This is a genomic window from Streptomyces sp. NPDC012835 (assembly GCF_042900885.1).
GTDB lineage: Bacteria > Actinomycetota > Actinomycetes > Streptomycetales > Streptomycetaceae > Streptomyces.
The window spans coordinates 75,774-96,659 of the sequence record NZ_JBIBBW010000002.1; the positions used below are offsets into that span (position 1 = coordinate 75,774).

18 protein-coding genes and 1 riboswitch are annotated in these 20,886 nt (G+C 72.6%); of the genes, 11 read left to right on the top strand and 7 right to left on the bottom strand.

The genetic code is table 11. The features are described 5' to 3' along the window. Positions 1–8: 8 nt before the first annotated feature. Together ACFY6S_RS07855 and ACFY6S_RS07860 are read left to right on the top strand one after the other, a co-directional pair. Positions 9–1,052, top strand: a complete 1,044-nt coding sequence (locus tag ACFY6S_RS07855; RefSeq protein WP_388820070.1) for an amino acid ABC transporter permease — start codon at positions 9–11, stop codon at positions 1,050–1,052. Beyond that, positions 1,049–1,882, top strand: coding sequence for an amino acid ABC transporter ATP-binding protein (locus ACFY6S_RS07860; protein WP_388820073.1), 834 nt, complete (start codon positions 1,049–1,051; stop codon positions 1,880–1,882). The genes ACFY6S_RS07855 and ACFY6S_RS07860 overlap by 4 nt, the downstream gene beginning before the upstream one ends. 112 nt (positions 1,883–1,994) lie before the next feature. Here ACFY6S_RS07860 and ACFY6S_RS07865 read toward each other — a convergent pair whose 3' ends face one another. The 7 genes from ACFY6S_RS07865 to ACFY6S_RS07895 form a co-directional block, all read right to left on the bottom strand. Further along, positions 1,995–3,050, bottom strand: a complete 1,056-nt coding sequence (locus ACFY6S_RS07865) for an aminotransferase class V-fold PLP-dependent enzyme (protein ID WP_388820076.1) — start codon at positions 3,048–3,050, stop codon at positions 1,995–1,997. A gap of 237 nt (positions 3,051–3,287) precedes the next feature. After that, complete coding sequence (locus ACFY6S_RS07870) at positions 3,288–3,512, bottom strand: hypothetical protein (protein WP_388820079.1); 225 nt, start codon at positions 3,510–3,512, stop codon at positions 3,288–3,290. Between the two features lie 109 nt (positions 3,513–3,621). Beyond that, entirely contained in the window at positions 3,622–3,981 is a 360-nt protein-coding gene (locus ACFY6S_RS07875; RefSeq protein ID WP_388820082.1) for a hypothetical protein, read from the bottom strand. 142 nt (positions 3,982–4,123) lie between these two features. Then, positions 4,124–5,278, bottom strand: a complete 1,155-nt coding sequence (locus ACFY6S_RS07880) for a FecCD family ABC transporter permease (protein WP_388820085.1) — start codon at positions 5,276–5,278, stop codon at positions 4,124–4,126. Then, positions 5,275–6,312 carry a FecCD family ABC transporter permease gene (locus tag ACFY6S_RS07885; protein ID WP_388820088.1) on the bottom strand — a complete coding sequence of 346 codons (1,038 nt, stop codon included), beginning with the start codon at positions 6,310–6,312 and terminating at the stop codon, positions 5,275–5,277. The genes ACFY6S_RS07880 and ACFY6S_RS07885 overlap by 4 nt, the downstream gene beginning before the upstream one ends. Positions 6,313–6,361: 49 nt before the next feature. Beyond that, positions 6,362–7,420 carry an iron-siderophore ABC transporter substrate-binding protein gene (locus ACFY6S_RS07890; RefSeq protein WP_388820091.1) on the bottom strand — a complete coding sequence of 353 codons (1,059 nt, stop codon included), beginning with the start codon at positions 7,418–7,420 and terminating at the stop codon, positions 6,362–6,364. Between the two features lie 251 nt (positions 7,421–7,671). Further along, the gene (locus ACFY6S_RS07895; RefSeq protein WP_388820094.1) at positions 7,672–9,204 is read right to left on the bottom strand and encodes an aldehyde dehydrogenase (NADP(+)); all 1,533 of its coding nucleotides are present in this window, start codon (positions 9,202–9,204) and stop codon (positions 7,672–7,674) included. Between the two features lie 217 nt (positions 9,205–9,421). Between ACFY6S_RS07895 and ACFY6S_RS07900 the strand changes: the two genes are divergently transcribed. The 9 genes from ACFY6S_RS07900 to ACFY6S_RS07940 all read left to right on the top strand — a co-directional run bounded on the left by ACFY6S_RS07900 (position 9,422) and on the right by ACFY6S_RS07940 (position 20,831). After that, positions 9,422–10,192 (top strand): IclR family transcriptional regulator, encoded by a 771-nt coding sequence (locus ACFY6S_RS07900; RefSeq protein WP_329069518.1) that lies wholly within the window; start codon positions 9,422–9,424, stop codon positions 10,190–10,192. Positions 10,193–10,284: 92 nt separating this feature from the next. After that, complete coding sequence (locus ACFY6S_RS07905) at positions 10,285–11,733, top strand: penicillin-binding transpeptidase domain-containing protein (protein WP_388820096.1); 1,449 nt, start codon at positions 10,285–10,287, stop codon at positions 11,731–11,733. Between the two features lie 112 nt (positions 11,734–11,845). Further along, positions 11,846–11,967, top strand: a riboswitch (SAM riboswitch). 157 nt (positions 11,968–12,124) lie between these two features. Continuing rightward, positions 12,125–13,267: a PotD/PotF family extracellular solute-binding protein gene (locus ACFY6S_RS07910; RefSeq protein WP_388820099.1), complete on the top strand. Its 1,143-nt coding sequence runs from the start codon at positions 12,125–12,127 to the stop codon at positions 13,265–13,267. 14 nt (positions 13,268–13,281) lie between these two features. Then, positions 13,282–14,490 (top strand): ABC transporter ATP-binding protein, encoded by a 1,209-nt coding sequence (locus tag ACFY6S_RS07915; RefSeq protein ID WP_388820102.1) that lies wholly within the window; start codon positions 13,282–13,284, stop codon positions 14,488–14,490. Beyond that, positions 14,487–15,434, top strand: coding sequence for an ABC transporter permease (locus ACFY6S_RS07920; RefSeq protein ID WP_388820104.1), 948 nt, complete (start codon positions 14,487–14,489; stop codon positions 15,432–15,434). The genes ACFY6S_RS07915 and ACFY6S_RS07920 overlap by 4 nt, the downstream gene beginning before the upstream one ends. Then, entirely contained in the window at positions 15,427–16,242 is an 816-nt protein-coding gene (locus ACFY6S_RS07925; RefSeq protein WP_388820107.1) for an ABC transporter permease, read from the top strand. Before ACFY6S_RS07920 ends, ACFY6S_RS07925 begins: the two co-directional genes overlap by 8 nt. A 2-nt stretch (positions 16,243–16,244) precedes the next feature. Further along, the gene (locus ACFY6S_RS07930; RefSeq protein ID WP_388820110.1) at positions 16,245–18,341 is read left to right on the top strand and encodes a hydantoinase/oxoprolinase family protein; all 2,097 of its coding nucleotides are present in this window, start codon (positions 16,245–16,247) and stop codon (positions 18,339–18,341) included. 55 nt (positions 18,342–18,396) lie between these two features. Next, the gene (locus tag ACFY6S_RS07935) at positions 18,397–20,433 is read left to right on the top strand and encodes a hydantoinase B/oxoprolinase family protein (RefSeq protein ID WP_388820113.1); all 2,037 of its coding nucleotides are present in this window, start codon (positions 18,397–18,399) and stop codon (positions 20,431–20,433) included. Further along, positions 20,430–20,831 carry a (2Fe-2S) ferredoxin domain-containing protein gene (locus tag ACFY6S_RS07940; protein ID WP_388820117.1) on the top strand — a complete coding sequence of 134 codons (402 nt, stop codon included), beginning with the start codon at positions 20,430–20,432 and terminating at the stop codon, positions 20,829–20,831. The genes ACFY6S_RS07935 and ACFY6S_RS07940 overlap by 4 nt, the downstream gene beginning before the upstream one ends. Positions 20,832–20,886: the final 55 nt, after the last annotated feature.

Sequence of the window (20,886 nt, forward strand, 5' to 3'; positions counted from 1 at the left end):
AGCCACCCGTGGCCACCGCACACTCCCCCACCCCCGTCACCGCGGAGAAGGACGCCCGGAAGGGCGGTCCGGCGGCCGGCGAACGGTCCGCTACGGTCCCGGCCGTGGACGTGGCCGGCGCCGCCCGGGTCCGCCACCCGCTGCGCTGGCTCTCGGTCGCTGTCCTCGCCGTGCTGGCCGCCCAGCTCGTCCACTTCCTGGTGACCAACCCCAACTTCGAATGGGACACGGTCGGTTCGTACTTCGGCGCCCAGGTCATCGGCCAGGGCATCGCCACGACCATCGAACTGACCATCGTGGCCATGCTCATCGGCATCGTCGGCGGCGTGCTGGTCGCGGTCGGCCGGATGTCGGACAACCGGGTGCTCAGTGGGGTCTGCGGGGCGTACGTCTGGTTCTTCCGCGGTATCCCGGTGCTGGTGCAGCTCGTCTTCTGGTACAACCTGTCGGCGCTGCTGCCCCGGATCTCCCTGGGGATTCCGTTCGGCCCCGAGTTCGTCAGCGGGCAGACCAACTCCCTGATCACCCCGCTGTTCGCGGCCATCCTCGGCCTGGGGCTGAACGAGGCCGCGTACATGGCGGAGATCGTGCGCGGCGGGCTGCTCGGCGTGGACCAGGGCCAGTCGGAGGCGGCCGCCGCGCTCGGCATGGGCCGGGCGCGGGTGCTGCGGCGGGTGATCCTGCCGCAGGCCATGCGGTTCATCGTGCCGCCGACCGGCAGCCAGGTCATCAACATGATGAAGGCCACCTCGCTGGTGAGCGTCATCGCCCTGGCCGATCTGCTCTACACCGTGCAGTCGATCTACAACCGCACCTTCGAGACCATCCCGCTGCTGCTGGTGGCCTGCCTCTGGTACCTGGTCATGACGTCCGTGCTCTACGTCGGCCAGTCGTTCATCGAGCGGTACTACGCCCGTGGCTCGACCCGGAACACCCCGCAGAGCTTCTGGGACTTCGCGTTCTTCCGGCGGCACGGCCGGCCGGCGCGCCCGGTGCCGGCGGCGTCGACCGTAGCGGGGGCACAGCCGCAGGAGCAGGAGGAGACCCGATGACCGAGCGCACTACGGCGACAGCCCCCTCGGCCGGTCCCACGACCGCCCCCGAGGGGACCCCGGCCGGTGGCCCGCCCCTCGTCGTGGCCCGGAACGTCCACAAGAGCTTCGGGCAGCTGGAGGTCCTGCGCGGGATCGACCTCGACGTGCGCGCGGGCGAGGTGGTGGTGCTGCTGGGCCCGTCCGGCTCGGGCAAGTCCACCTTCCTGCGCTGCGTCAACCACCTCGAACAGATCGACGCGGGCTCCATCCACGTCGGCGGCAAGCTCATCGGCCACCGCCGCTCGGGCAACCGCGTGCACCATCTGCGCCCCCGCGAGGTGACGCGGCAGCGCCGTGACATCGGCATGGTGTTCCAGCACTTCAACCTGTTCCCGCATCTGACGGTCCTCGGCAACATCATGGAGGCGCCGGTCGGTGTGCTGCGCACACCGAAGGCCGAGGCACGTGCGACGGCGCTGGAACTGCTGGAGCGGGTCGGCCTCTCCGACAAGGCGGGCGACTATCCCCGCCGGCTCTCCGGCGGCCAGCAGCAGCGCGTCGCCATCGCGCGGGCCCTGGCGATGCGCCCCGAGCTGATGCTCTTCGACGAGCCGACCAGCGCGCTCGACCCGGAGCTGGTCGGGGAGGTCCTGGCCACGATGCGGGACCTCGCGCGGGACGGGCTCACCATGCTCGTGGTGACGCACGAGGTCGGCTTCGCGCGGGAGGTCGCGGACCGGGTGGTCTTCATGGACGGCGGCCGGATCCTGGAGAACGGCACCCCCGATGAGGTCCTGGACCACCCGTCGAACCCGCGCACCCGGGCGTTCCTGAGCAGGTTCCTCTGACGGACCGGCGGACACGGACCGGCGGACACGGACAGGCGGGAGCGGGCAGCCGGGAGCGGGCGGGGACAGCGGCGGCGGGAGCGGGCCGGTGGAGGTCCGCTCCCCCGTCGCCTCACCCCGCCAGCACGTCCAGCGCCCGGTCCACGTCCGCGACGGTGTTGTAGAGGTGGAACGAGGCGCGCACGTAGCCCGCGCGCAGCGAGACGTACACCTCGGCCCGCCGGAGATCCGGATGGCGGTGCTCCAGCCCCGGTACGGAGACGATCGCGGACCCGCCGGAGACCGGGACGGGCTCCTGCCCCAGGGAGCGGAGCCCGGCCCGGAAGCGCTCGGCGAGGGCCGTGACATGGGTGTGGACCGGCTCGACACCGATCTCCTCCAGGAGCGCCAGGGACTGTTCGGCCCCGTGGTACGAGAGGAACGAGGTCGCCTCGTCGTAGCGGCTCGCGGTCGGGCTCAGCGGGGAGACCGGCCCGTAGTTGCTGCCCCAGAGCGCCTCGCCGTTGAGCCACCCCGCGTGGATCGGGGTCAGCGACTCCTGGGCCTCCTCGGAGACGGTGAGGAAGGACGTGCCGCGCGGGCAGAGCAGATATTTGAACGCGCCGGTGACCGTGTAGTCGTACGCCCCCGCGTCCAGCGGCAGCCAGCCCGCCGACTGGCTGGCGTCCAGCAGCGTACGGGCCCCGTGCGCTGCGGCGGCCTCCCGCAGCGCCGGCAGGTCCGCCAGCCTGCCGTCCGCCGACTGGACGGCGGAGAAGGCGACCAGCGCGGTCCCCGGCCGCACCTCGTCGGCCAGCCGCTCCAGGGGCACGTACCGGGGCCTGAGATCGCCCCGTACCGCGAACGGGGCGACGACGGAGCTGAACTCCCCCTCGGGCAGCAGCACTTCGGCTCCCGGCTTCAGCGAGGCGGCGATCAGCCCGACATGGACGGCGACGGCGCTGCCCAGGGCGACCCGCTCCGCCTCCACCCCCGCCAGCCGGGCGAACGAGGCCCGCGCGGCGGCCAGCGACTCGAAGCTCCCGGCGCCGTCGCCGCGCCGCCCGGTCGCGTTCGCCTCGGCGAGGGCCTGAACGGCGGCGACGGCCCGGCGCGGCAGCAGACCGCAGCTGGAGGTGTTCAGATACGTCGAATCGGGCGCGAACTCGGCGCCTCCCAGGGGTTCCATGGCTCCACCCTGGAACCCCCGGTCCACCCGGTCAATCACGCATCGCTGAAGGGAGCCCCCAAGAGATGCTTACACATGGCCCCCGGCCTGCGCGTATTCCCCGCGCTCCACTCCGGCACGGCCGGTGGCGGGCCGCCGGCCTCCCCCGGACCGGGCGGGGACGGCGGTCCTGGGCGGGACTCTCGCGACACGCCGGGCCGGTTCCGACCGTGTCCTGTTCCGCTTCCGCGGGGCCCTTCAGCGCACCTGGTGGATGTAGAGCGCGCCGCACGCGTGGCAGAGCGGGCGGCCCGCCTCCGTGCCCCACGCGTCGGCCGGCTGTGTGACCGCGTCCGGGTCCAGGTCCCGCCCGCACAGACCGGTCACCCCGTCGGCCCGGACCATGTGCCACACCTCGAACCGGGGCTCGGCGTCGCGGGGCTGGTGGCCGTCCGCGTATTCCGCGCGCATTTCGTAGTCCATGGTCCGTCTCCTGATCGGCGTCGTACGGTGCGGTCGCCGGGCCTTCCTCGCGGCCCGGCGACGCATGATTTCCGTGGGGGACGGCGCTTGAAACAGCGGCCGGGCGGTCCTACGGCCGTTCGAAGGCCGGGGTGAACAGGACGGAGCGCAGCTTGAGCCGGCTGGTCGCGGAGCCACCGGGCGCCAGGGTGTAGCGCTCGCCGTCGCAGTCCGGACCGGTGAAGAGGGTGGCCCGGGAGTCGGTGCGGTTGCGGGGCGAGTGGGCGGGCGGGAGATATTCGCCGGCCGCGCCGGGGATGGTGAGGCAGATCCAGCTCGCGGCGTCCACCAGCGCCGCGTCGTGCGGCCGGCCGTCGGGGCCCGTGTAGACGTAACCGAATTCCCCCTCGGCGGCGGAGGCGGGCCCGGCGGCGGAGGCGAGCAGGGTGAGGGCGCCGAGAGCGGCGACCAGAGCGGTGCGCGTGCGCATGTGCGATGACTCCTGGGGTCGGAAGGAGGATCAGGCTGCACGACGCGGAGCGTCACCGGCGTCCGTCCCGGCCTCCTGTCACCTGAAAGGAGTCATCCACTACCCCCGCTTCATGTGCTGATACGACCGGTGCCTCTGGGGGTCACAGGACTCCCTTGCGCCACTCGCGGAGCAGCAGATAGCCGAGATAGACCCCGCCGATGGCCATGGTGTAGATGCCGACGGGCAGGTTCTCGAACAGGGGGAGCTGCTGCGCGCAGAGATCGGCGAGGACCAGCAGCAACGCGCCGATCAGGGCGGAGAGCAGCAGATGCGGGCCCGAGCCCCGGGTGAGGCGCTTGGCGATCTGCGGCGCGGTCAGGGCGACGAAGGAGATGGGGCCCGCGACGCTGACGGCGCCCGCCGAGAGCACGATGGAGAGCAGTACGGCGAGGGTCTTCGTGGTGCGCGGTTCGGCTCCGAGGCCGCCCGCGATCTCGTCGCCCATCTCGCCGATGGAGAGCCGGCGCGCGATGAGGGCGGTGAGCGGGGCCGCCACCAGCAGGACGAGCCAGATGGTGGTGGCGTGGTCCCAGGAGCGGGCCGCCAGGCTGCCGTTGACGTAGGCGGTGAGGACGGCGGCCTTGTCGCGCTCCACGGCGTAGACGACGTACTGGATGACCGCCGTGGCGATGGCGGCGACGCCGATACCGGCGACCACCAGCCGGCCGGGGTTGCGGAAGCCGCTGCCCGTCGAGACGTACACCAGCGCCATGGCGAGCGCGGCTCCGGCGAGCGCGCCCGTCCACACCGGGACGGTGCCGGGCAGCAGCAGCGCGACGATGGCGGCGCCCGCCCCGGCGCCGGCCCCGAGACCGATCACGTCGGGGCTGCCGAGCGGGTTGCGGGTGACCGACTGGAACAGCGCGCCGGAGAGCCCGAACGCGGCGCCGGTGCCGATGCCGACGACCAGGCGGGGGCCGCGCAGGCGTTCCAGCACGAAGGCGTCCTTGCCGCGCGCGCCGCCCGTCAGGGCGCCGGGGAGGTCGGCGAGGGAGACGCCGAGCCGGCCGAGGGTGAGCGTGGCGGTCGCGGCCGCGAGGAGCAGCACCACGGTGACGAGCGCGATCACGACGGAGATCCGCCGCACGGGCAGCGCGACCGCGCCCCCGAGGGTGAGGAAGCCGCGCGGGGCGGCCGTTCGGGTCCCGCCGGGGCCGGTGCTCCCCCCGGCGCCCTTGCCGCCCCGGGCCCCGGCGGCCGGTCCGGTGCCGCCCGGTCGTTCCGTCGTCGTGCCGGACGGTGTGCGCGGCGTCATGCGTTCCCCCTCATCCTGCGTACGGCGAAGAGCAGCGCGGGTGCCCCGATGAACGCCGTCACCACCCCGACCATCAGTTCCTGCGGGCGCAGCACGACCCGGCCCACCACGTCGGCGAGCAGCAGCAGCGCCGGTCCCACGACGGCGGAGAACACGATCTGGACCCGGAAGTCGACGCCGACCAGGGCCCTCACGATGTGCGGCACCGCCAGGCCGACGAAGGCGATGGGCCCGACGGCCGCCGTGGCCGCCGCGCTCAGCAGCGTCGCCGCGATCAGGCCGCCACCGCGCAGCAGGGCCGGGTTGGCGCCGAGGGAGGTGGCGGATTCGTCGCCGAGCGCGAGCGTGTTGAGCCCGGGCCCGAGCAGCAGCGCGAGCAGCAGGCCGGCGGCGGCGAACGGCAGGACGGCGGTGAACACGTCGAAGTCCCGGCCGCCGAGGGCGCCGACGACCCAGTACCGGTAGCTGTCGAAGACATTCGGCCTGCTCAGGGTCACCGCCTGGATGAACGCCATCAGCACGGCGGAGAGCACGGCACCCGCGAGGACGAGCCGTACCAGACTCGTGCTCGCGCCCGCCGAGCCGATGGCGTGCACGAGCAGCCCGGCGAGCAACGCCCCGGGCAGCGCCCACCACATGGTGTCCGTCGTCCCGGAGGCGCCGAGGAAGGCGGTGGCGGCGACGACGCCGGCCGCCGCGCCCGCGTTGATCCCGAGCAGCCCGGGGTCGGCCAGCGGGTTGCGGGTGACGCCCTGCATGAGCGTCCCCGCGACGGCGAGACAGACCCCGGCGAGCAGCCCGAGCGCGGTCCTCGGGTAGCGGCTCTCGATGACGGTGGTCACATACGGGTCCGCCGTGCCGGACAGCGCGTCCACCACGTCGCCGAACGAGGTGGTCCTGCTGCCGAACATGACGCTCGCGAGCATCGCGAGCACGAGCACGACGAGCCCGGCGATCAGGCTGTACACCAGCCGAGCGGTCCCCGCGCGCGAGACGCGGGCACCGCTCGGCCGATCGTGTGTGGTGGTGGTCATCCGGTTACGACACGCCTTACTAGTCGAGTCAATCGCCGTGTGCGACCCGTCACTTGTCGAGGGTGGTGAGGGCCTTGTCGATCAGCGGCAGGTAGCGGTCGATGACCCACGGTACGGTCAGCGGGTTGATGATCGACGACGCGGTGACGAAGGAGTTGTCGTTGCTGGCGACCACGGATCCGCGCTTGACGGCGGGGATCGCTCCGTACAGCTTCTGCGCCTCGATCTCCTTCTTCGTCTTGGCGTCGCTGTAGAAGGTGAAGACCAGGTCGCTGTCCTTGAGCTTCTCGGCGTTTTCGAGGCCGATGAGCGCGGAGGCGGTCCCCTCGGTCTCCTTGAACGTCTTCACCACCGGGTCGGGGGTGAGGCCGAGCGACGAGACCATCTTCACGCGCTGCTCCTCCGGCAGGAACACCCCGAGGGTGCCGGGGCCGGAGGTGTAGATGTACGAGAACGAGACGTCCTTGTACTTCGGCCGGGTCGCGGCGGCGTCGGCGAGCTGCTTCTCGATCTTCGTGGTGAGCGTCTTCGCCTCGGCCGGCTCACCGAGCGCCTTGGCTATGATCTCGATCTGCTCGTCCCAGTCCGTGCTCCACGCCAGCTTGGGGTAGGCGACGGTCGGCGCGATGTCCGACAGGATGTCGTACTGCTCCTGGGTGATGCCGGACCAGGGCGCGAGGATCACATCGGGTTCCAGCTCGGTGATGGCCTCGAAGTCGATGTCCTCGCCGCCCGCGAACTGGGTGGGCAGCTTGTCACCGTTCTTCTGCACGGCCTCGTGGATCCACGGCAGGTAGCCGGTCTTGTCGCTGCCCCACTCGTAGCTCTCGATACCGACCGGGGTGTGGCCGAGCGCGATGGCGGTCTCGGCTGAGCCCTGGCCCAGGGTGACGACGCGCTCGGGCTGTTCGTCGATCTCCGCCGTTCCGAGCGCGCTCTTGATGGAGACGGGGAACGCGCCGTCGGCGCTTTTCGCCTTCGACGACGAACCGGTGGACTCCGAGCCGTCCGACGAGCAGCCACCGAGTACGAGGGTGAGAGCGGCGACCGTGGCGGTGGCCGATACGGTGACGGTCCGGCGACGCGCGCGAGTGAACCAAGCTGGCATGGAAGGTCCTTCATGTTTTCGTTGGGCGGCACGGACGGCGTCCCACCGGGGCGGATCGCACATTCTTAGGTAAGCCTAAGCTTAGCCCGATTTTACTTTCAACCGCCCGGCCCGAAACGCCACATGGGCACCACCCGCCCGGGAGGCCGGGGGAACGGACAAGAACGGAGAGGTGGGGGGGGCGACCGTTCCCGGCCGCCCCCCCCACCTCTCCGTTCGACCGCTCGACCGGAGCCGTCGCGCGGGCCCGGTCAGTTCTCCCTGCGGCCGTCCACCCGGCGCGGCAGGTCCAGCGGGTTGTCGTCGCGCAGCTCCGGCGGCAGCAGAGCGGCCGGCGTGGACTGGTACGACACGGGGCGCAGCCAGCGTTCGATCGCCGTGGTGCCGACCGAGGTGGAGGTGGAGGTGGTCGCCGGGTACGGGCCGCCGTGCTGCTGGGCGGGGGCCACGGCGACACCGGTCGGCCAGCCGTTGACCAGGACGCGGCCGGCCAGCGGGGTGAGCGCGGCGAGCAGTCCGGCGGCGCCGGGCACGGTGCCCGCGCCCTCCTCCTCGGAGATCTGAAGGGTGGCGGTGAGGTTGCCGGGGAGGCGGGAGAGCACCGAGGTGATCTCGTCGGCGGAGGTGTAGCGCGCGACGACCGTGACGGGGCCGAAGCACTCCTCCAGCAGCAGGTCGTGCGGGCCCTCGGCCGCGAGCAGGGCGGCGGGCAGGGTCAGGAAGCCCGCGCTGACGGTGTGTTCGCCGCCGGCGCCGGGGGTGATCGGGGCGTCGACGTCCGGGAGCGCGGCCCGTTCGGCGACGCCCGCGACGAAGGCGTCGCGCATCCGGTGGTCGAGCATCACGCCGGGGTCGGTCTCGCTGACGGCCGCCGTCAGGGTCTTGAGCAGCCGGTCGCCGGGCTCCCCCGCCGGGGCGAGCACGAAGCCGGGCTTGGTGCAGAACTGCCCGACGCCCATGGCCATCGAGCCCGCGAGACCGGTGCCGATCTGCTCGGCGCGCTCGGCGGCGGCGGCCTCGGTGATCACGACGGGGTTGAGGGAGCCCAGCTCGCCGTGGAAGGGGATGGGCGTGGGCCGGGCGGCCGCCGCGTCGAAGAGGGCACGGCCGCCGCGTACCGAGCCGGTGAAGCCGGCCGCGGTCACCAGCGGGTGGCCGATCAGCCCGACGCCCGCGTCGAAGCCGTGCACAAGTGTGATCACGTTCTCGTCGAGCCCGACCTCGGCCGCCGCCCTGCGCAGCAGGGAGGCGCACAGTTCCGAGGTGGCCGGGTGGTCGGGGTGCGCCTTGACGACGACCGGGCAGCCGGCCGCGAGCGCGCTCGCCGTGTCGCCGCCGGGCACGGAGAAGGCGAGCGGGAAGTTGCTCGCGGAGTAGACGGCGACGACACCGAGCGGCACCTTGTAGCGACGCAGGTCCGGCCACGGCGGGGTGCGCTCGCCGTCGGCGTGGTCGATGTACACGTCGAGGAACGCGCCCTCGTCCACGACCTCGGCGAACGCTCGCAACTGGGCGGTCGTACGGGCGAGTTCACCGGTGAGCCGGACCGGTCCGAGCGCGGTCTCGGCGTCCGCCGCCTCGATGACGTGCTCGCTCGCCCCGTCGAGGAGGTCGGCCGCCCTGCGCAGCAGCGCGGCGCGCGTGGTGCGGTCGGCGAGCGCGGCGACGGCGGCGTGGGCGCCCCGTACCGCGAGGTCCACCTCTTCGGCCGTGGCCTCGTGCGCGACCTGCTCACGTGACTTTCCCGTTCGGGGGTCGACACTCCAGACTGGTGCTGTTGCCACCGCGGCTTCCTTCCCGACTGCGCGTACCTCGGCCCGGCCACGCGTGCTCCGGGCCTCTGCCATCCACTGCTGATCCCAGGATTCGTTCGGTATTCTGAACAAGATTCCTGGTAGTGAATCTCCAGGGACTCTATTTCCGCGCGTTCCACGCGGTCAAGGTCTGTCAGGACCGGGCCCCGAGGGCGGGCGGTCGAGTGGCGAGAAGGGGCGAGTGACGATGTCGGCTGCGGAGAGCGGTGGCGCGCAGGTCAAGTCCGCTGTACGGACGGTGGAACTGCTCGAGTACTTCGCCGGGCGTCCCGGGATGCACTCCCTGGCGACCGTCCAGGAGGCGGTCGGCTATCCCAAGTCCAGCCTCTACATGCTGCTGCGCACGCTGGTCGAGCTGGGCTGGGTGGAGACGGACGCGACCGGCACCCGGTACGGGATCGGGGTGCGGGCGCTGCTGGTCGGCACCTCGTACATCGACGGGGACGAGGTCGTCGCGGCGGCCCGGCCCACCCTGGACCGGCTGTCGGACGACACCAGCGAGACCATCCACCTCGCGCGTCTCGACGGCACCAACGTGGTCTACCTCGCGACCCGCCAGTCCCAGCACTACCTGCGCCCGTTCACCCGCGTCGGCCGCCGGCTGCCCGCGCACTCCACCTCGCTCGGCAAGGCGCTGCTCGCGACGCACAGCGACGAGCAGGTGCGCGCGCTGCTGCCCGAGACCCTGCCGCCGCTGACCGAGCACACCATCACGGACCGCGAGAAGCTCATCGAGGAGCTGCGCTCCATCCGGGAGCAGGGGTACGCGGTGGACCGCGAGGAGAACACCCTGGGGCTGCGCTGCTTCGGCATCGCGGTCCCCTACCGCACCCCGGCGCGCGACGCGATCAGCTGCTCGGTCCCGGTGGCCAGGCTCACCCCGGGGCACGAGCAGATGATCAAGGACGCGCTGTTCGACGCCCGCGACCGGCTGACGCTCGCCACCCGCCGCCTCTGACACCACCGCCCGCCGGCGTTCCGGATGAGGAAATCCTGAGAAGCCCGGCGCGGGGGAACGCCCGCCCCCGCGCCGCTCGTCCCTTCTTCGGGATGAACAAGACGATCAGACACACAGCGGTCATCTGCCTGGCGCTGGTGCTCGCCCTCATGGTGCGGGCGTCCTGGGTGCAGGTGTACGAGGCGAAGGCCCTCGCGGACGACACGTACAACCGGCGGAACATCATCGCCCAGTACGCGCAGCCGCAGGGCGACATCGTCGTGGCCGGTTCGCCGGTCACCGGCTCCGCGAAGACGGACAGCGGCGACCTGGCGTACAAGCGGACCTACACCGACGGCGCGCTCTACGCGCCCGTCACCGGCTACAGCTCGCAGGCGTACGGCTCCACCCAGCTGGAGGGCATCTACAAGGACGTGCTCGACGGGACGGACACCCGGCTGAAGAACCCGCTCGGCGCGCTCACCCGCGAACAGACCGAGCCCGGCTCCGTCCTGACGACGATCGACCCCTCGGTCCAGCGGGCCGGATACGCGGCGCTGGGCGACAACAAGGGCGCGGCCGTCGCGATCGACCCGAAGACCGGCCGGGTGCTCGCGGTGGTGAGCACCCCCTCGTACGACCCGACGAAGATCAGCGGGACGACGGACGGCGCCGCGTGGCAGCGGCTGACCGGCGACGCCGACAAGCCGATGGTCAACCGCGCGCTGCGCCAGCCGCTGCCGCCCGGTTCGACGTTCAAGCTGGTCGTCGCGGCGGCGGCGCTGGAGGACGGGCTGTACGGCTCGGTCGACGAGAGGACGGACAGCCCCACCCCCTACACACTGCCGCACACCAGCACGGTCCTGCGCAACGAGAACGCCTCGGCGCCGTGCGAGAACGCCACCATCCGTACCGCCCTGCGCTACTCCTGCAACACCGTCTTCGCGAAGATGGCCGATCAGCTGGGGCAGTCGAAGATCCGGGCGACGGCGGAGAAGTTCGGCTTCAACGACACCGAGCAGGACGTGCCGGTGCGCGCCTCGCGGAGCGTGTATCCGACGGGCATGGACGACGCCCAGACGGCACTGACGGGTATCGGCCAGTTCGACGTGACCGCCACCCCGCTCCAGATGGCGATGGTCTCGGCGGCGCTGGCGAACGACGGGCTGCTCGCCGCGCCGCACATGGTGTCGAAGGTCGTGGACGGCGGCGGCGGCACGGTGCGGTCGTACCAGGACGGGGACACCACCCGGATCGTCTCCTCGGCCACGGCCGCACAGCTGCGCAGCGCGATGGTGACGGTGGTGGAGGACGGTACGGGGACCAACGCGCGGATCGCGGGCGCCGAGGTGGGCGGCAAGACGGGCACCGCCCAGCACGGCGTGGCCAACGACGGGACGCCGTACGCCTGGTTCACCTCGTACGCGAAGGACGCGTCCGGTGACAAGGAGGTGGCGGTCGCGGTCGTGGTGGAGGACTCGGGCGCGGCGCGCTCGGAGGTCAGCGGCAACGGACTGGCCGCGCCGATCGCTCAGAAGATGATGGCGGCGGCTCTGAAATAACCGATCCCACCCATTTTCTCCACACAACTTGGCACAACCATCCCCCGACCTGGATCACTTCGTGTGATCCAGGTCATCTTTGGGTTGGCCGAAATCAGTGTTACTTTTTCGGCGTCACGAGTCTCAGCGACAAGCCCCGGCTTGCTGAGCGGCAACCCTCCTTCTGCGGTGGGGTGCCCCGGGTGATGACACGGCTCCGCACGCACACCGATGTGCCGGGAGCAAGCGCGGACCTGTCGGCCAGGTCCTGGACCTGATGACGGGAGTACGAGATGACACCGCGAGCAGCGCTTTCCGCCCCTCGCGTCCCTCGTGCCTCATGGCTCCCGATCCGGCTTCGGCATGCGCGGCCGTCGCCGTTCTCACTCACCGCACGGAGGAGTTCTCCCTCATGAGATCTGTCCTGCCCCGCCCCGCCCGCGCCCGCAGGCGCGGATATCTGCTGGCCCTCGCCTCGGCCGGCACCGCCACCGTCCTGACCGCCGTGGCCGGCTGCGGGGTCGACACGGGCGGCGGCTCCTCCTCCGGCAGCGGTTCGTCGGACGGCAAGGGCGAGCAGATCACCGTCACCGCGTTCGCGGGGGCATGGGGCGACCTGTTCAAGAAGTCCTTCGTCGAGCCGTTCGAGAAGGACACCGGTATCAAGGTGAACCTCGTCTACGGCGCCGACTCCGACTGGGTCACCAAGTTGCGCGCCGCGGGCGGCAGGAACGCGCCGTTCGACGTCGTGGCCCTCACCCCCGGCTCGCTGCACCAGGCGGTCGGCGGCGGGCTCCTCCAGCCGCTGAAGACAGGCGACCTGAGCAACTGGAAGCAGCTCGACCCGGTGCTCACCCAGCAGTCGACCGTCGACGGATCGTCGTACGGCGTGCCGCTGACCACCGGCTCCAACGGGCTGCTCTACCGCACCGACAAGATCAAGCAGGCGCCCCAGGACTGGACCGACATCTTCGACAAGAAGTACTGCGGTCATGTCGCGCTGCCGCCGCTGACGTACAACGCGGGTCTGGAGTTCTTCTCCGCGCTGGTCTCCCAGGACGGCGGCAAGCTGTCCGACCCCGCCGATGTCGACAAGGGGTTCGAGAAGCTCGCCCAGCTGAAGAACTGCGTCTCCTCCTACCCGGCGGACGCGGGCAGTGTCTCCACGGTCCTGCAGAACGGCGACGCCTGGATCGTCCCGTTCTGGGACGGCCGCGCCTTCGCCATGGAGCAGGAGGGGCAGCCGATCGGCTTCACCTATCCAGCCTCCGGCGCGGTCGGCGCGCTGACCTCGTACTACGTGCCGAAGGGCTCGACGCACACGGCGGCGGCCTACAAGTTCCTGGACCACCTCTCCTCCGCCGAGCACCAGAAGCCGTTCGCCGAGGGCACCTTCTACGGCGCGGGCAACGACACCATCGACTACGCCCCCGACTTCAAGGCCAAGGTGAAGTACGGCGAGGACGTCTACAAGAAGTTCACCTGGGTCGACTACAAGACCGCCACTCCGAAGCTCAACGAGTGGCAGCAGCGCTGGAACCAGATCTTCAAGTGAGCGAGAACCCCACAGTGACCACCAGCGACCGTGCGGCGGCCGGCGAACCGCCGGCCCCGCGGAACCCGACCGCCCCGACCACCCCGCACATCGAGATCGACTCCCTCGCCGCCGGGTACGAGGGCCAGCGGGTGCTCGACGTCGACCGGCTGTCCATCCGGCGCGGCGAGTTCCTGTCGATCCTCGGCCCGAGCGGCTGCGGCAAGACGACGCTGCTCAACAGCCTGGCCGGATTCGTACGCCCCACCGGGGGCCGGATCACGCTGGACGGCGTGGATCTCACCGATGTCCCGACCCACCGGCGGGGCCTCGGCCTGGTCTTCCAGAACTACGCGCTCTTCCCGCACATGACCGTCGCCGACAATGTCGCGTACGGCCTGAAGGTGCGGCGGGTGGAGCGCGCCGAGCGGGACGAACGGGTCACCGAGGCGCTGCGCCTCGTCGGTCTGGAGCAGTACGCGGGCCGCCGGCCCCGACAGCTCTCGGGCGGCCAGCAGCAACGCGTCGCCGTGGCGCGGGCGCTGGCCACCCGGCCGGCCGTGCTGCTGCTCGACGAGCCGCTGTCGAACCTGGACGCGAAGCTGCGCCGGGAGATGCGGGTGGAGCTGCGGGAGCTTCAGCAGCGGCTCGGCATCACGATGGTCTTCGTCACGCACGACCAGGAGGAGGCCATGTCGCTGTCCGACCGGATCGCCGTGATGAACGGCGGCCGGGTCGAGCAGCTCGGCTCGCCCACCGAGGTCTACCGGACCCCGGCGACCCGCTTCGTCGCCGAGTTCATCGGCGCGGCCAACATCCTGGAGGGCGTGGGCGCCGCCGACGGATCGCTCGTCGTGGGCGGGGCCCGGCTCGACTCGGGCCTGGCCTCGCTGCGGCACGGCGTGCCGGTCACCCTCGCCGTACGGCCCGAGCGGGTCGTGGTGGCGCCCGCCGGTGACGCGGATAAGGAAACGGACACGGACACCGACGCGACGGCGGGCCCGGACGCGTTCCCCGGCGCAAGCGCCCGTCGCGGCTCCGGGATCGTCGGCTACCGGGCCTTCACCGGTGAGGCGTGGCAGGCGCAGATCGTCGTCGCGGAAGGCGTCGCGATCAACGCCCGCACGGCGCAGGAACCGCCGGCCGTGGGCGCCCCGGTGTCCTTCGGCTGGGCCCCCGACGACGTCATCCGCCTCGGCGACCTCCCCGAGGACGCGCCGCTGCTCCGGAAGCCGGCCGCATGAGCGCGCCCACGACCGCCCCCGCCGGGAAGACCGCAGGGGAGAGCGGCGGGAAGGGCGGCGGGAAGGGCCCGGCCCGGTCCGGCCGCAAGCGCTACGGGGTGCGCGGGCTGCTGCCCGTCACCCCCGTCGTGGTGTTCCTGCTGGCCCTGTTCGTGGTGCCGCTGGTGCGGGTGTTCGCGCTCAGCCTCCACCCGGTGGACGCGAACGGCTATCCCCTCGACGGCTACTCCTTCGTGCAGTACCGCAGGGTCTTCACCGAGTCGTTCTTCTCCGAGGCCCTGTGGCACAGCCTGGGCACCGCGCTGCTGGTGACCGCCCTGTGCGTACTGCTCGGCTTCCCCGCCGCCTACGCCCTGTCCCGGGCCCGCAAGGGAGTGGTGCGCACCCTGCTGTTCGTGGCGGTCGTCTCACCACTGCTGACCAGTGTCGTGGTGCGCAGCTACGGCTGGGTGGTGCTGTTCTCCGCGAACGGCGCGGTGAACCGCGTCCTGGTCGGGCTCGGTCTGCTGGATCAGCCCGCGCGCCTGCTGACCAGCTATGTCGTGGTGGTCGTCTCGGTCGTGCACGTCATGCTGCCGTTCGCGATCCTGCCGCTGACCACCGCGCTGGGCGGGATCGACGACAATCTGCGCCGCGCCTCGCGGAGCCTGGGCGCCGGCCCTGTCCGTACCTTCTGGAAGGTCACGGTGCCGCTCAGCCTTCCCGGCATCGCGGTCGGCGCCACCGTGGTCTTCCCGCTGGCCATGGGCATCTACATCACGCCGCTGCTGGTCGGCGGGGCCAACCAGCCGCTGGCGGGACTGCGGGTCTACTCGCAGATCACCAGCGTCTTCGACTATCCGGTGGCGGCGGCGCTCAGCCTCACTCTGCTGCTGCTCACCCTGCTGGGCGTCTCCGCGCTCGGTACCGGCTTCCGCTTCTGGGAACGGAGACTCCATGGCTGACACCTCGCGCGGGCCGCGCGCGCTGCGCCGCGCCGGGCGGATCGCCGCCGGACTGCCCGCCGCCGCCGTCTTCGCCTTCCTGCTGGCGCCGCTCGCCGTGCTGGCGCTCAGCTCGCTCAACTCCACCAGTTCGCTGAGCTTCCCGCCGAAGGGGCTGTCCCTGCGCTGGTACGGCGAGGTGCTCTCGTCCCCCGACTGGCTGGTCTCGTTCCGGCTCAGCGGCGTGCTGGTGCTGCTGGTGGTCCTCACCACCGTCACCATCGGCACGCTCGCCGCTTACGGGCTGGTGCGCGGCGACTTCCCCGGGCGCGGGGTGCTCTCCGGGCTGGCGCTGGCGCCGCTGATGGTGCCCGAGATCATCATCGCGCTGGGGCTGCTCTACTACTTCCAGGGCCTCGGCCTGGTCAACACCCTGCCCGGACTGTGGCTGGCGCACTCCCTGGTGGCGCTGCCCTTCGTGATCCGTACGGTGATGGTCAGCGCGCAGGCCCTCGATCCGACCCTGGAGCGGGCCGCGGCCACCCTCGGCGCCGGCCGGGTCCGTACGTTCCTCACGGTCACCCTGCCGCTGCTGCGGCCGGGCATCCTCGCGGGCGCGGTCTTCGCCGCCGTCACCTCGCTGGGCGAGGTCGCGGTCTCCGCGCTGGTGTCCGGGTCGAACACCACCACCGTGCCGGTACGGATCTTCTCCGCCGTGCAGTTCCAGCTCGATCCGTCCGTGGCCGCCGTCTCCACCCTGCTGATGCTCGCCAGCGTGCTGGTCCTGGTGGCGGTCGACCGGTTCACCAACTTCTCCGAGGTGCTCTGACCATGCCCACTGACCCCACCGCCGCGACCCCGCGCGCCCGTGTCGGGATCGACGTGGGCGGTACGTTCACGGACTTCGTCCTCGCGCTGCCCGGCGACCCGCGCGGGCTGCTGCACCACAAGGAGCCGAGCACACCCGACGACCCGGCCCGCGCGGTCGCCGACGGCATCGCCGCCGTACTCGACCGGGCGGGGCTGCACGCCGCCGACCTGGCGTCGGTCACGCACGGCACCACGATCGGGCTGAACGCGATCATCCAGCGGCGCGGCGCCCGGATCGCCCTGGTCGTCACCGAGGGGTACCGGGACATCCTGGAGATCGGGCGCAGCCGGATGCCGTCCTCCTTCGATCTGCACGCCGCGAAGGAGGAACCGCTCGTCCCCCGGGACCGGATCGTGGAGATCCCCGCCCGGCTCGGACCCGACGGGCGCGCGGTCCGCACCCCCAGCGACGCCGAACTGGCGCGCGTGGCCGAGGAGCTGGCCGCCACCGGGGCCGAGGCCGCCGCCGTACTCGTGCTGCACGGGCACACCGATCCGGCGTTCGAGGCGGAGGTGACGCGGCGGCTCGGCGCGCTGCTGCCGGCGATGCCGCTGACGTCGTCGGCGGCGATCTGGCCGGAGGTGCGCGAGTTCGAGCGGGCGCTGGTCACCTGCCTCAACGTCTACATCCAGCCGCTGATGCGGCGTTACTTCGACCGGCTCGAAACGCTGCTCGACGGGCTCGGCGTGACCGCTCCCGTCTATATCGCCGCCTCCAACGGCGGCTCGCTCAGCCTGCGTTCGGCGGTCGAGCGGCCCATCGAGACCGTGCTGTCGGGTCCGGCGGCTGGGGTCACGGCCGCCACCCGCCTGGGCCGGGCCGCCGGGATCTCCCGCCTCGTCACCTTCGACATGGGCGGCACCAGCAGCGACATCGCGGTGGCCGTCGACGGCGAGCCGGAGTTCGCCACCCACACCACCATCGGCGGGCTGCCGCTGATCCTGCCCGTGGTCGCGGTGAGCGCCATCGGCGCGGGCGGCGGCTCGGTCGTACGGGCGGACGAGCACGGGGTGCTGAAGGTCGGCCCCGAGAGCGCGGGAGCGGCGCCGGGGCCGGTCGCCTACGGCCGGGGCGGCACCCGCCCGACCGTCACCGACTGCTATCTGCACACCGGGATCATCGACCCGGCGACCTTCCTCGGCGGCCGGATGACCCTGGACGCGCCCGCCGCCGCCCGCGCCCTGGGCGAGGTGGCCGAGGGGCTCGGCTTCGGCTCCGAGGCAGCCGACGGCGACACGGGTACGGGAGCGGACCGCGCGGCCGACGGCGCGCTGCGCGTCGCCACCGCCGGGATGGCCGTGGAACTCCAGAAGACGCTGGCCGGACGCGGCCTGGACCCGGCCGAGTTCACCCTCGTACCGTTCGGCGGCGCGGGCCCCACCCACGCCGCCGTGCTGGCCGAGGAGGTCGGCATCCGCGAGATCGTCGTCCCGCCGACCGCCGCCACCTTCTGCGCGCTCGGCGCGGTGGGCGCCGACCTGCGCCGGGACTTCGCGCGCAGTCTGCGCCGCGAGCTGGACGACACCTCGGTCGCCGCCCTGCGCACCGTCCTGGCCGGTCTGGAGGAACAGGCCCGAGGCTGGCTCGCCGGGCAGGGGCCGGCCGCCGGTACGCCCGAGCTGATCCCGGCCGCCGACATGAGTTACCGGGGGCAGGCGTACGAACTGCGGGTGCCGCTCCCCTCGCCGCTCACGCAGGACGCGCTGCGCGAGGCGTTCCACACCGAGCACGAGCGGCTCTACGGCTTCCGCGACACCGACGCCGCCATCGGCCTGGGCACCGCGCGCCTCGCCATCAGTTCGGCGGGGCCCGAGATCGTACCGGCGGCGGCGCCGGTCACCGCGCGCACGGAGCCGCCCGCCCCGACCGGGCACCGTACGGTCCTGCTCGCCGGACGACGGGTCACCGCCGAGGTGCACCGGCGCGACGCGCTGCGCCCCGGGCAGGCCCTGACGGGGCCGGCCGTGGTCGAGCAGGACGACACCACCGTGCTGGTGCCGCCGAGGTGGACGGCCGGGGTCGACGCGCTCGGCAACCTCCGCCTCACCCACTCCTGAACAGCACCCACCCGCACGCCCGCAACGGCACGCAACGGCAAGGACGCACCCGCCCATGAAGCTCGACCCGGTCACCCTGGAGATCATCGGCAACAAGCTCGGCGCGCTGACCGAGGAGATGTGCCTCACCCTCCAGCGCACCAGCCGCTCCCTGTACGTCAAGGAGACCGCCGACTTCTGCTGCGCGCTCGCCGGGCCCGACGGCCGCTTCACCGCGTACCCGCGCGGCATCGGCGTCTCCGGCTTCGTCGGCCTCGACGTGCGCACCGCCGTCGAGCGGGTGGGGCCGCTGGAGCCGGGCGACGTCATCATCACCAACGACCCGTACACCTCGGGCGGTCTCGCCACCCATCTGCCGGACATCCAGCTCATCGAGCCGTACTTCCACGAGGGCGCGATCGCGGGCTACGGCTGGGCGTTCATCCACTGCTCCGACATCGGCGGGCGGGTGCCCAGCAGCCTCGCGCCGACCAACCACGAGATCTACCAGGAGGGCCTGCGGATACCGCCGGTCAAGCTGGTGAGGGCCGGTGAGCCCAGCCGCGACATCGCCGCCCTGCTCGCCGCGAACAGCCGCACGCCCGAGGCCAACGACGGCGATCTGCGCGCCATGCTCGCCGCGCTGCGCACCGGCCGTGAGCGGCTGGCCCGGGTGATCGAGCGGCACGGCGCGGCCGAGGTCGCCGCCGCCCACACGGACCTGGTGGAGTACACCGCGCGGAAGGCGCGGGCGGCGCTCGCCGGGCTGCGCGACGGCACCTACCGGTTCACCGACTATCTGGACGACGACGCCGTCTCCCCCGTACCGGTCCGTATCTCCGTCGCCGCCACCCTCGACCGGGGCGCGCTGCACCTCGACTTCACCGGTACCGACCCGCAGGTCGCGGCGGCCTTCAACATCGCCAGCCACGGGCGGGCGCACGCCTGGATCACCACCCGGGTGCTGGCGCTGATCTGCACCCTCGACCCGGCGATCCCGCTCAACGGCGGCCTGATCAGGCCGGTGACCGTCACCGCCCCCGAGGGGTCGGTCGTCAACGCCTCGGCGCCCGCCGCCGTGGGCATCCGGCACGCCACCGCGTCGCGGGTCAACGACGCGCTCGCCGGGGCGCTCGGCCTGGCGGCGCCCGAGGTGATGCCCGCCGCGAGCAGCGGCCTCGTCGTCCCCGTCGTCGTCGCCGAGAACACGGCGGGCGGCGGACAGAACGTCCAGGTGCTGGAGCCCATGGTCGGCGGCACCGGTGCGCGGGAGGGCGCGGACGGGGTGGACGGGCGCGACAGCGGCATCTCCAACCTGGCCAACAACCCGGTGGAGACCGTCGAGACGGAGATCGGCGCGGAGATCGTCCGCTACGCGCTGCGCCCCGACTCCGGCGGCCCGGGCCGCTGGCGCGGCGGCTGCGGCCTCGAACTCGTCTTCCGGATCCTCGGCGACGACTCCCGGCTGCTCGCCCGCGGCCTGGAGCGGATGCGCTTCCGCCCGTGGGGCGCGGCGGGCGGCGGCCCCGGCGTCCCCGCCGAACTGGTCGTCAACGAGGGCCGGGACGACGAGCGGCGCCACGGGAAGATCGACATGGTGCCCCTGCGCAAGGGCGACACGGTCACCCTGCGCACCTCGGGCGCGGGCGGCTACGGCGACCCGTGGACCCGCGACCCGGTGGCCGTGCTCGCCGACGTACGCCGCGCGCTGGTCACCGAGCGGGCCGCCGCGCGCGACTACGGCGTGGCCATCACCACCGGCGCCGACGGCAGGCCCGCGCTCGACACCCCCGCCACGGCGGAACTGCGCCGCACCCCGCCGACCGCTCCGCACAGCGCGGGCCCCGAACGGGCCGCCTGGGACGCGGTGCACTCGACGGAGGCCGCCGACCGGCTGGTCGCGGCCCTCTTCGGACTGCCGGCCGCGGGACGGTACGCCCGCCGGGCGGCGATCCACACGGCGGTACTGGACGAACTGCCCGAGGGTTTCCCGTCGGCGGCGGCCCCCGCCTCGGCGGCCCAACTGACGGCGGCCCGCGCGGTGCTGGAGCGGCTGACAGGGGAGCTGGAGGCGGAGGGGCGTCACCCCGGCGCGGGTAGCCTGCCGTCATGAGTCGTCGCTCCCCGTCCCACCGCGCCCCGGGAGCTCCCCGGCCCACTGTCACGGTCTGCCGAGGCTGCTGCTGCGGCACCCCGAAGATCCCCGGCATCGATCACCCGGCCCAACTCGCGCGACTGCGCCGGTCGCTGGACGATGTCGCCCGGGTCCGCCCGGTGCCCTGCCTGGACGCCTGCGAACACGCCAATGTCATCGTCGTCCAGCCGTCCGCCGCCGGGCGGGCGGCCGGTGGCCGGCCCGTCTGGCTGGGCCTGGTCAACGATCCCGACGCCACCGCCGACATCACGGCGTGGATACGGGCGGGCGGCCCCGGTCTCGCCGAGCCGCCCCCCATCCTCGATCTGTACGTCTTCCGCCCGTCCCGGCGCGCCAGGGAGGAACTGGACGGCTGAGGCGCCGTGCCGGACCGCCTCCGGGCGGCGGGAGACGGCCGATCGACCCGGTCGA

Excerpts from the sequence above, each read along its gene's own strand:
- ACFY6S_RS07910 (WP_388820099.1), top strand. The coding sequence starts at position 12,125 with ATGAGATCTGTCCTGCCCCGCCCCGCCCGCGCCCGCAGGCGCGGATAT.
- ACFY6S_RS07875 (WP_388820082.1), bottom strand. The coding sequence starts at position 3,981 with ATGCGCACGCGCACCGCTCTGGTCGCCGCTCTCGGCGCCCTCACCCTG.
- ACFY6S_RS07880 (WP_388820085.1), bottom strand. The coding sequence starts at position 5,278 with ATGACGCCGCGCACACCGTCCGGCACGACGACGGAACGACCGGGCGGC.
- ACFY6S_RS07930 (WP_388820110.1), top strand. The coding sequence starts at position 16,245 with ATGCCCACTGACCCCACCGCCGCGACCCCGCGCGCCCGTGTCGGGATC.
- ACFY6S_RS07925 (WP_388820107.1), top strand. The coding sequence starts at position 15,427 with ATGGCTGACACCTCGCGCGGGCCGCGCGCGCTGCGCCGCGCCGGGCGG.
- ACFY6S_RS07900 (WP_329069518.1), top strand. The coding sequence starts at position 9,422 with ATGTCGGCTGCGGAGAGCGGTGGCGCGCAGGTCAAGTCCGCTGTACGG.
- ACFY6S_RS07885 (WP_388820088.1), bottom strand. The coding sequence starts at position 6,312 with ATGACCACCACCACACACGATCGGCCGAGCGGTGCCCGCGTCTCGCGC.
- ACFY6S_RS07940 (WP_388820117.1), top strand. The coding sequence starts at position 20,430 with ATGAGTCGTCGCTCCCCGTCCCACCGCGCCCCGGGAGCTCCCCGGCCC.
- ACFY6S_RS07860 (WP_388820073.1), top strand. The coding sequence starts at position 1,049 with ATGACCGAGCGCACTACGGCGACAGCCCCCTCGGCCGGTCCCACGACC.
- ACFY6S_RS07865 (WP_388820076.1), bottom strand. The coding sequence starts at position 3,050 with ATGGAACCCCTGGGAGGCGCCGAGTTCGCGCCCGATTCGACGTATCTG.
- ACFY6S_RS07920 (WP_388820104.1), top strand. The coding sequence starts at position 14,487 with ATGAGCGCGCCCACGACCGCCCCCGCCGGGAAGACCGCAGGGGAGAGC.
- ACFY6S_RS07935 (WP_388820113.1), top strand. The coding sequence starts at position 18,397 with ATGAAGCTCGACCCGGTCACCCTGGAGATCATCGGCAACAAGCTCGGC.
- ACFY6S_RS07890 (WP_388820091.1), bottom strand. The coding sequence starts at position 7,420 with ATGCCAGCTTGGTTCACTCGCGCGCGTCGCCGGACCGTCACCGTATCG.
- ACFY6S_RS07905 (WP_388820096.1), top strand. The coding sequence starts at position 10,285 with ATGAACAAGACGATCAGACACACAGCGGTCATCTGCCTGGCGCTGGTG.
- ACFY6S_RS07870 (WP_388820079.1), bottom strand. The coding sequence starts at position 3,512 with ATGGACTACGAAATGCGCGCGGAATACGCGGACGGCCACCAGCCCCGC.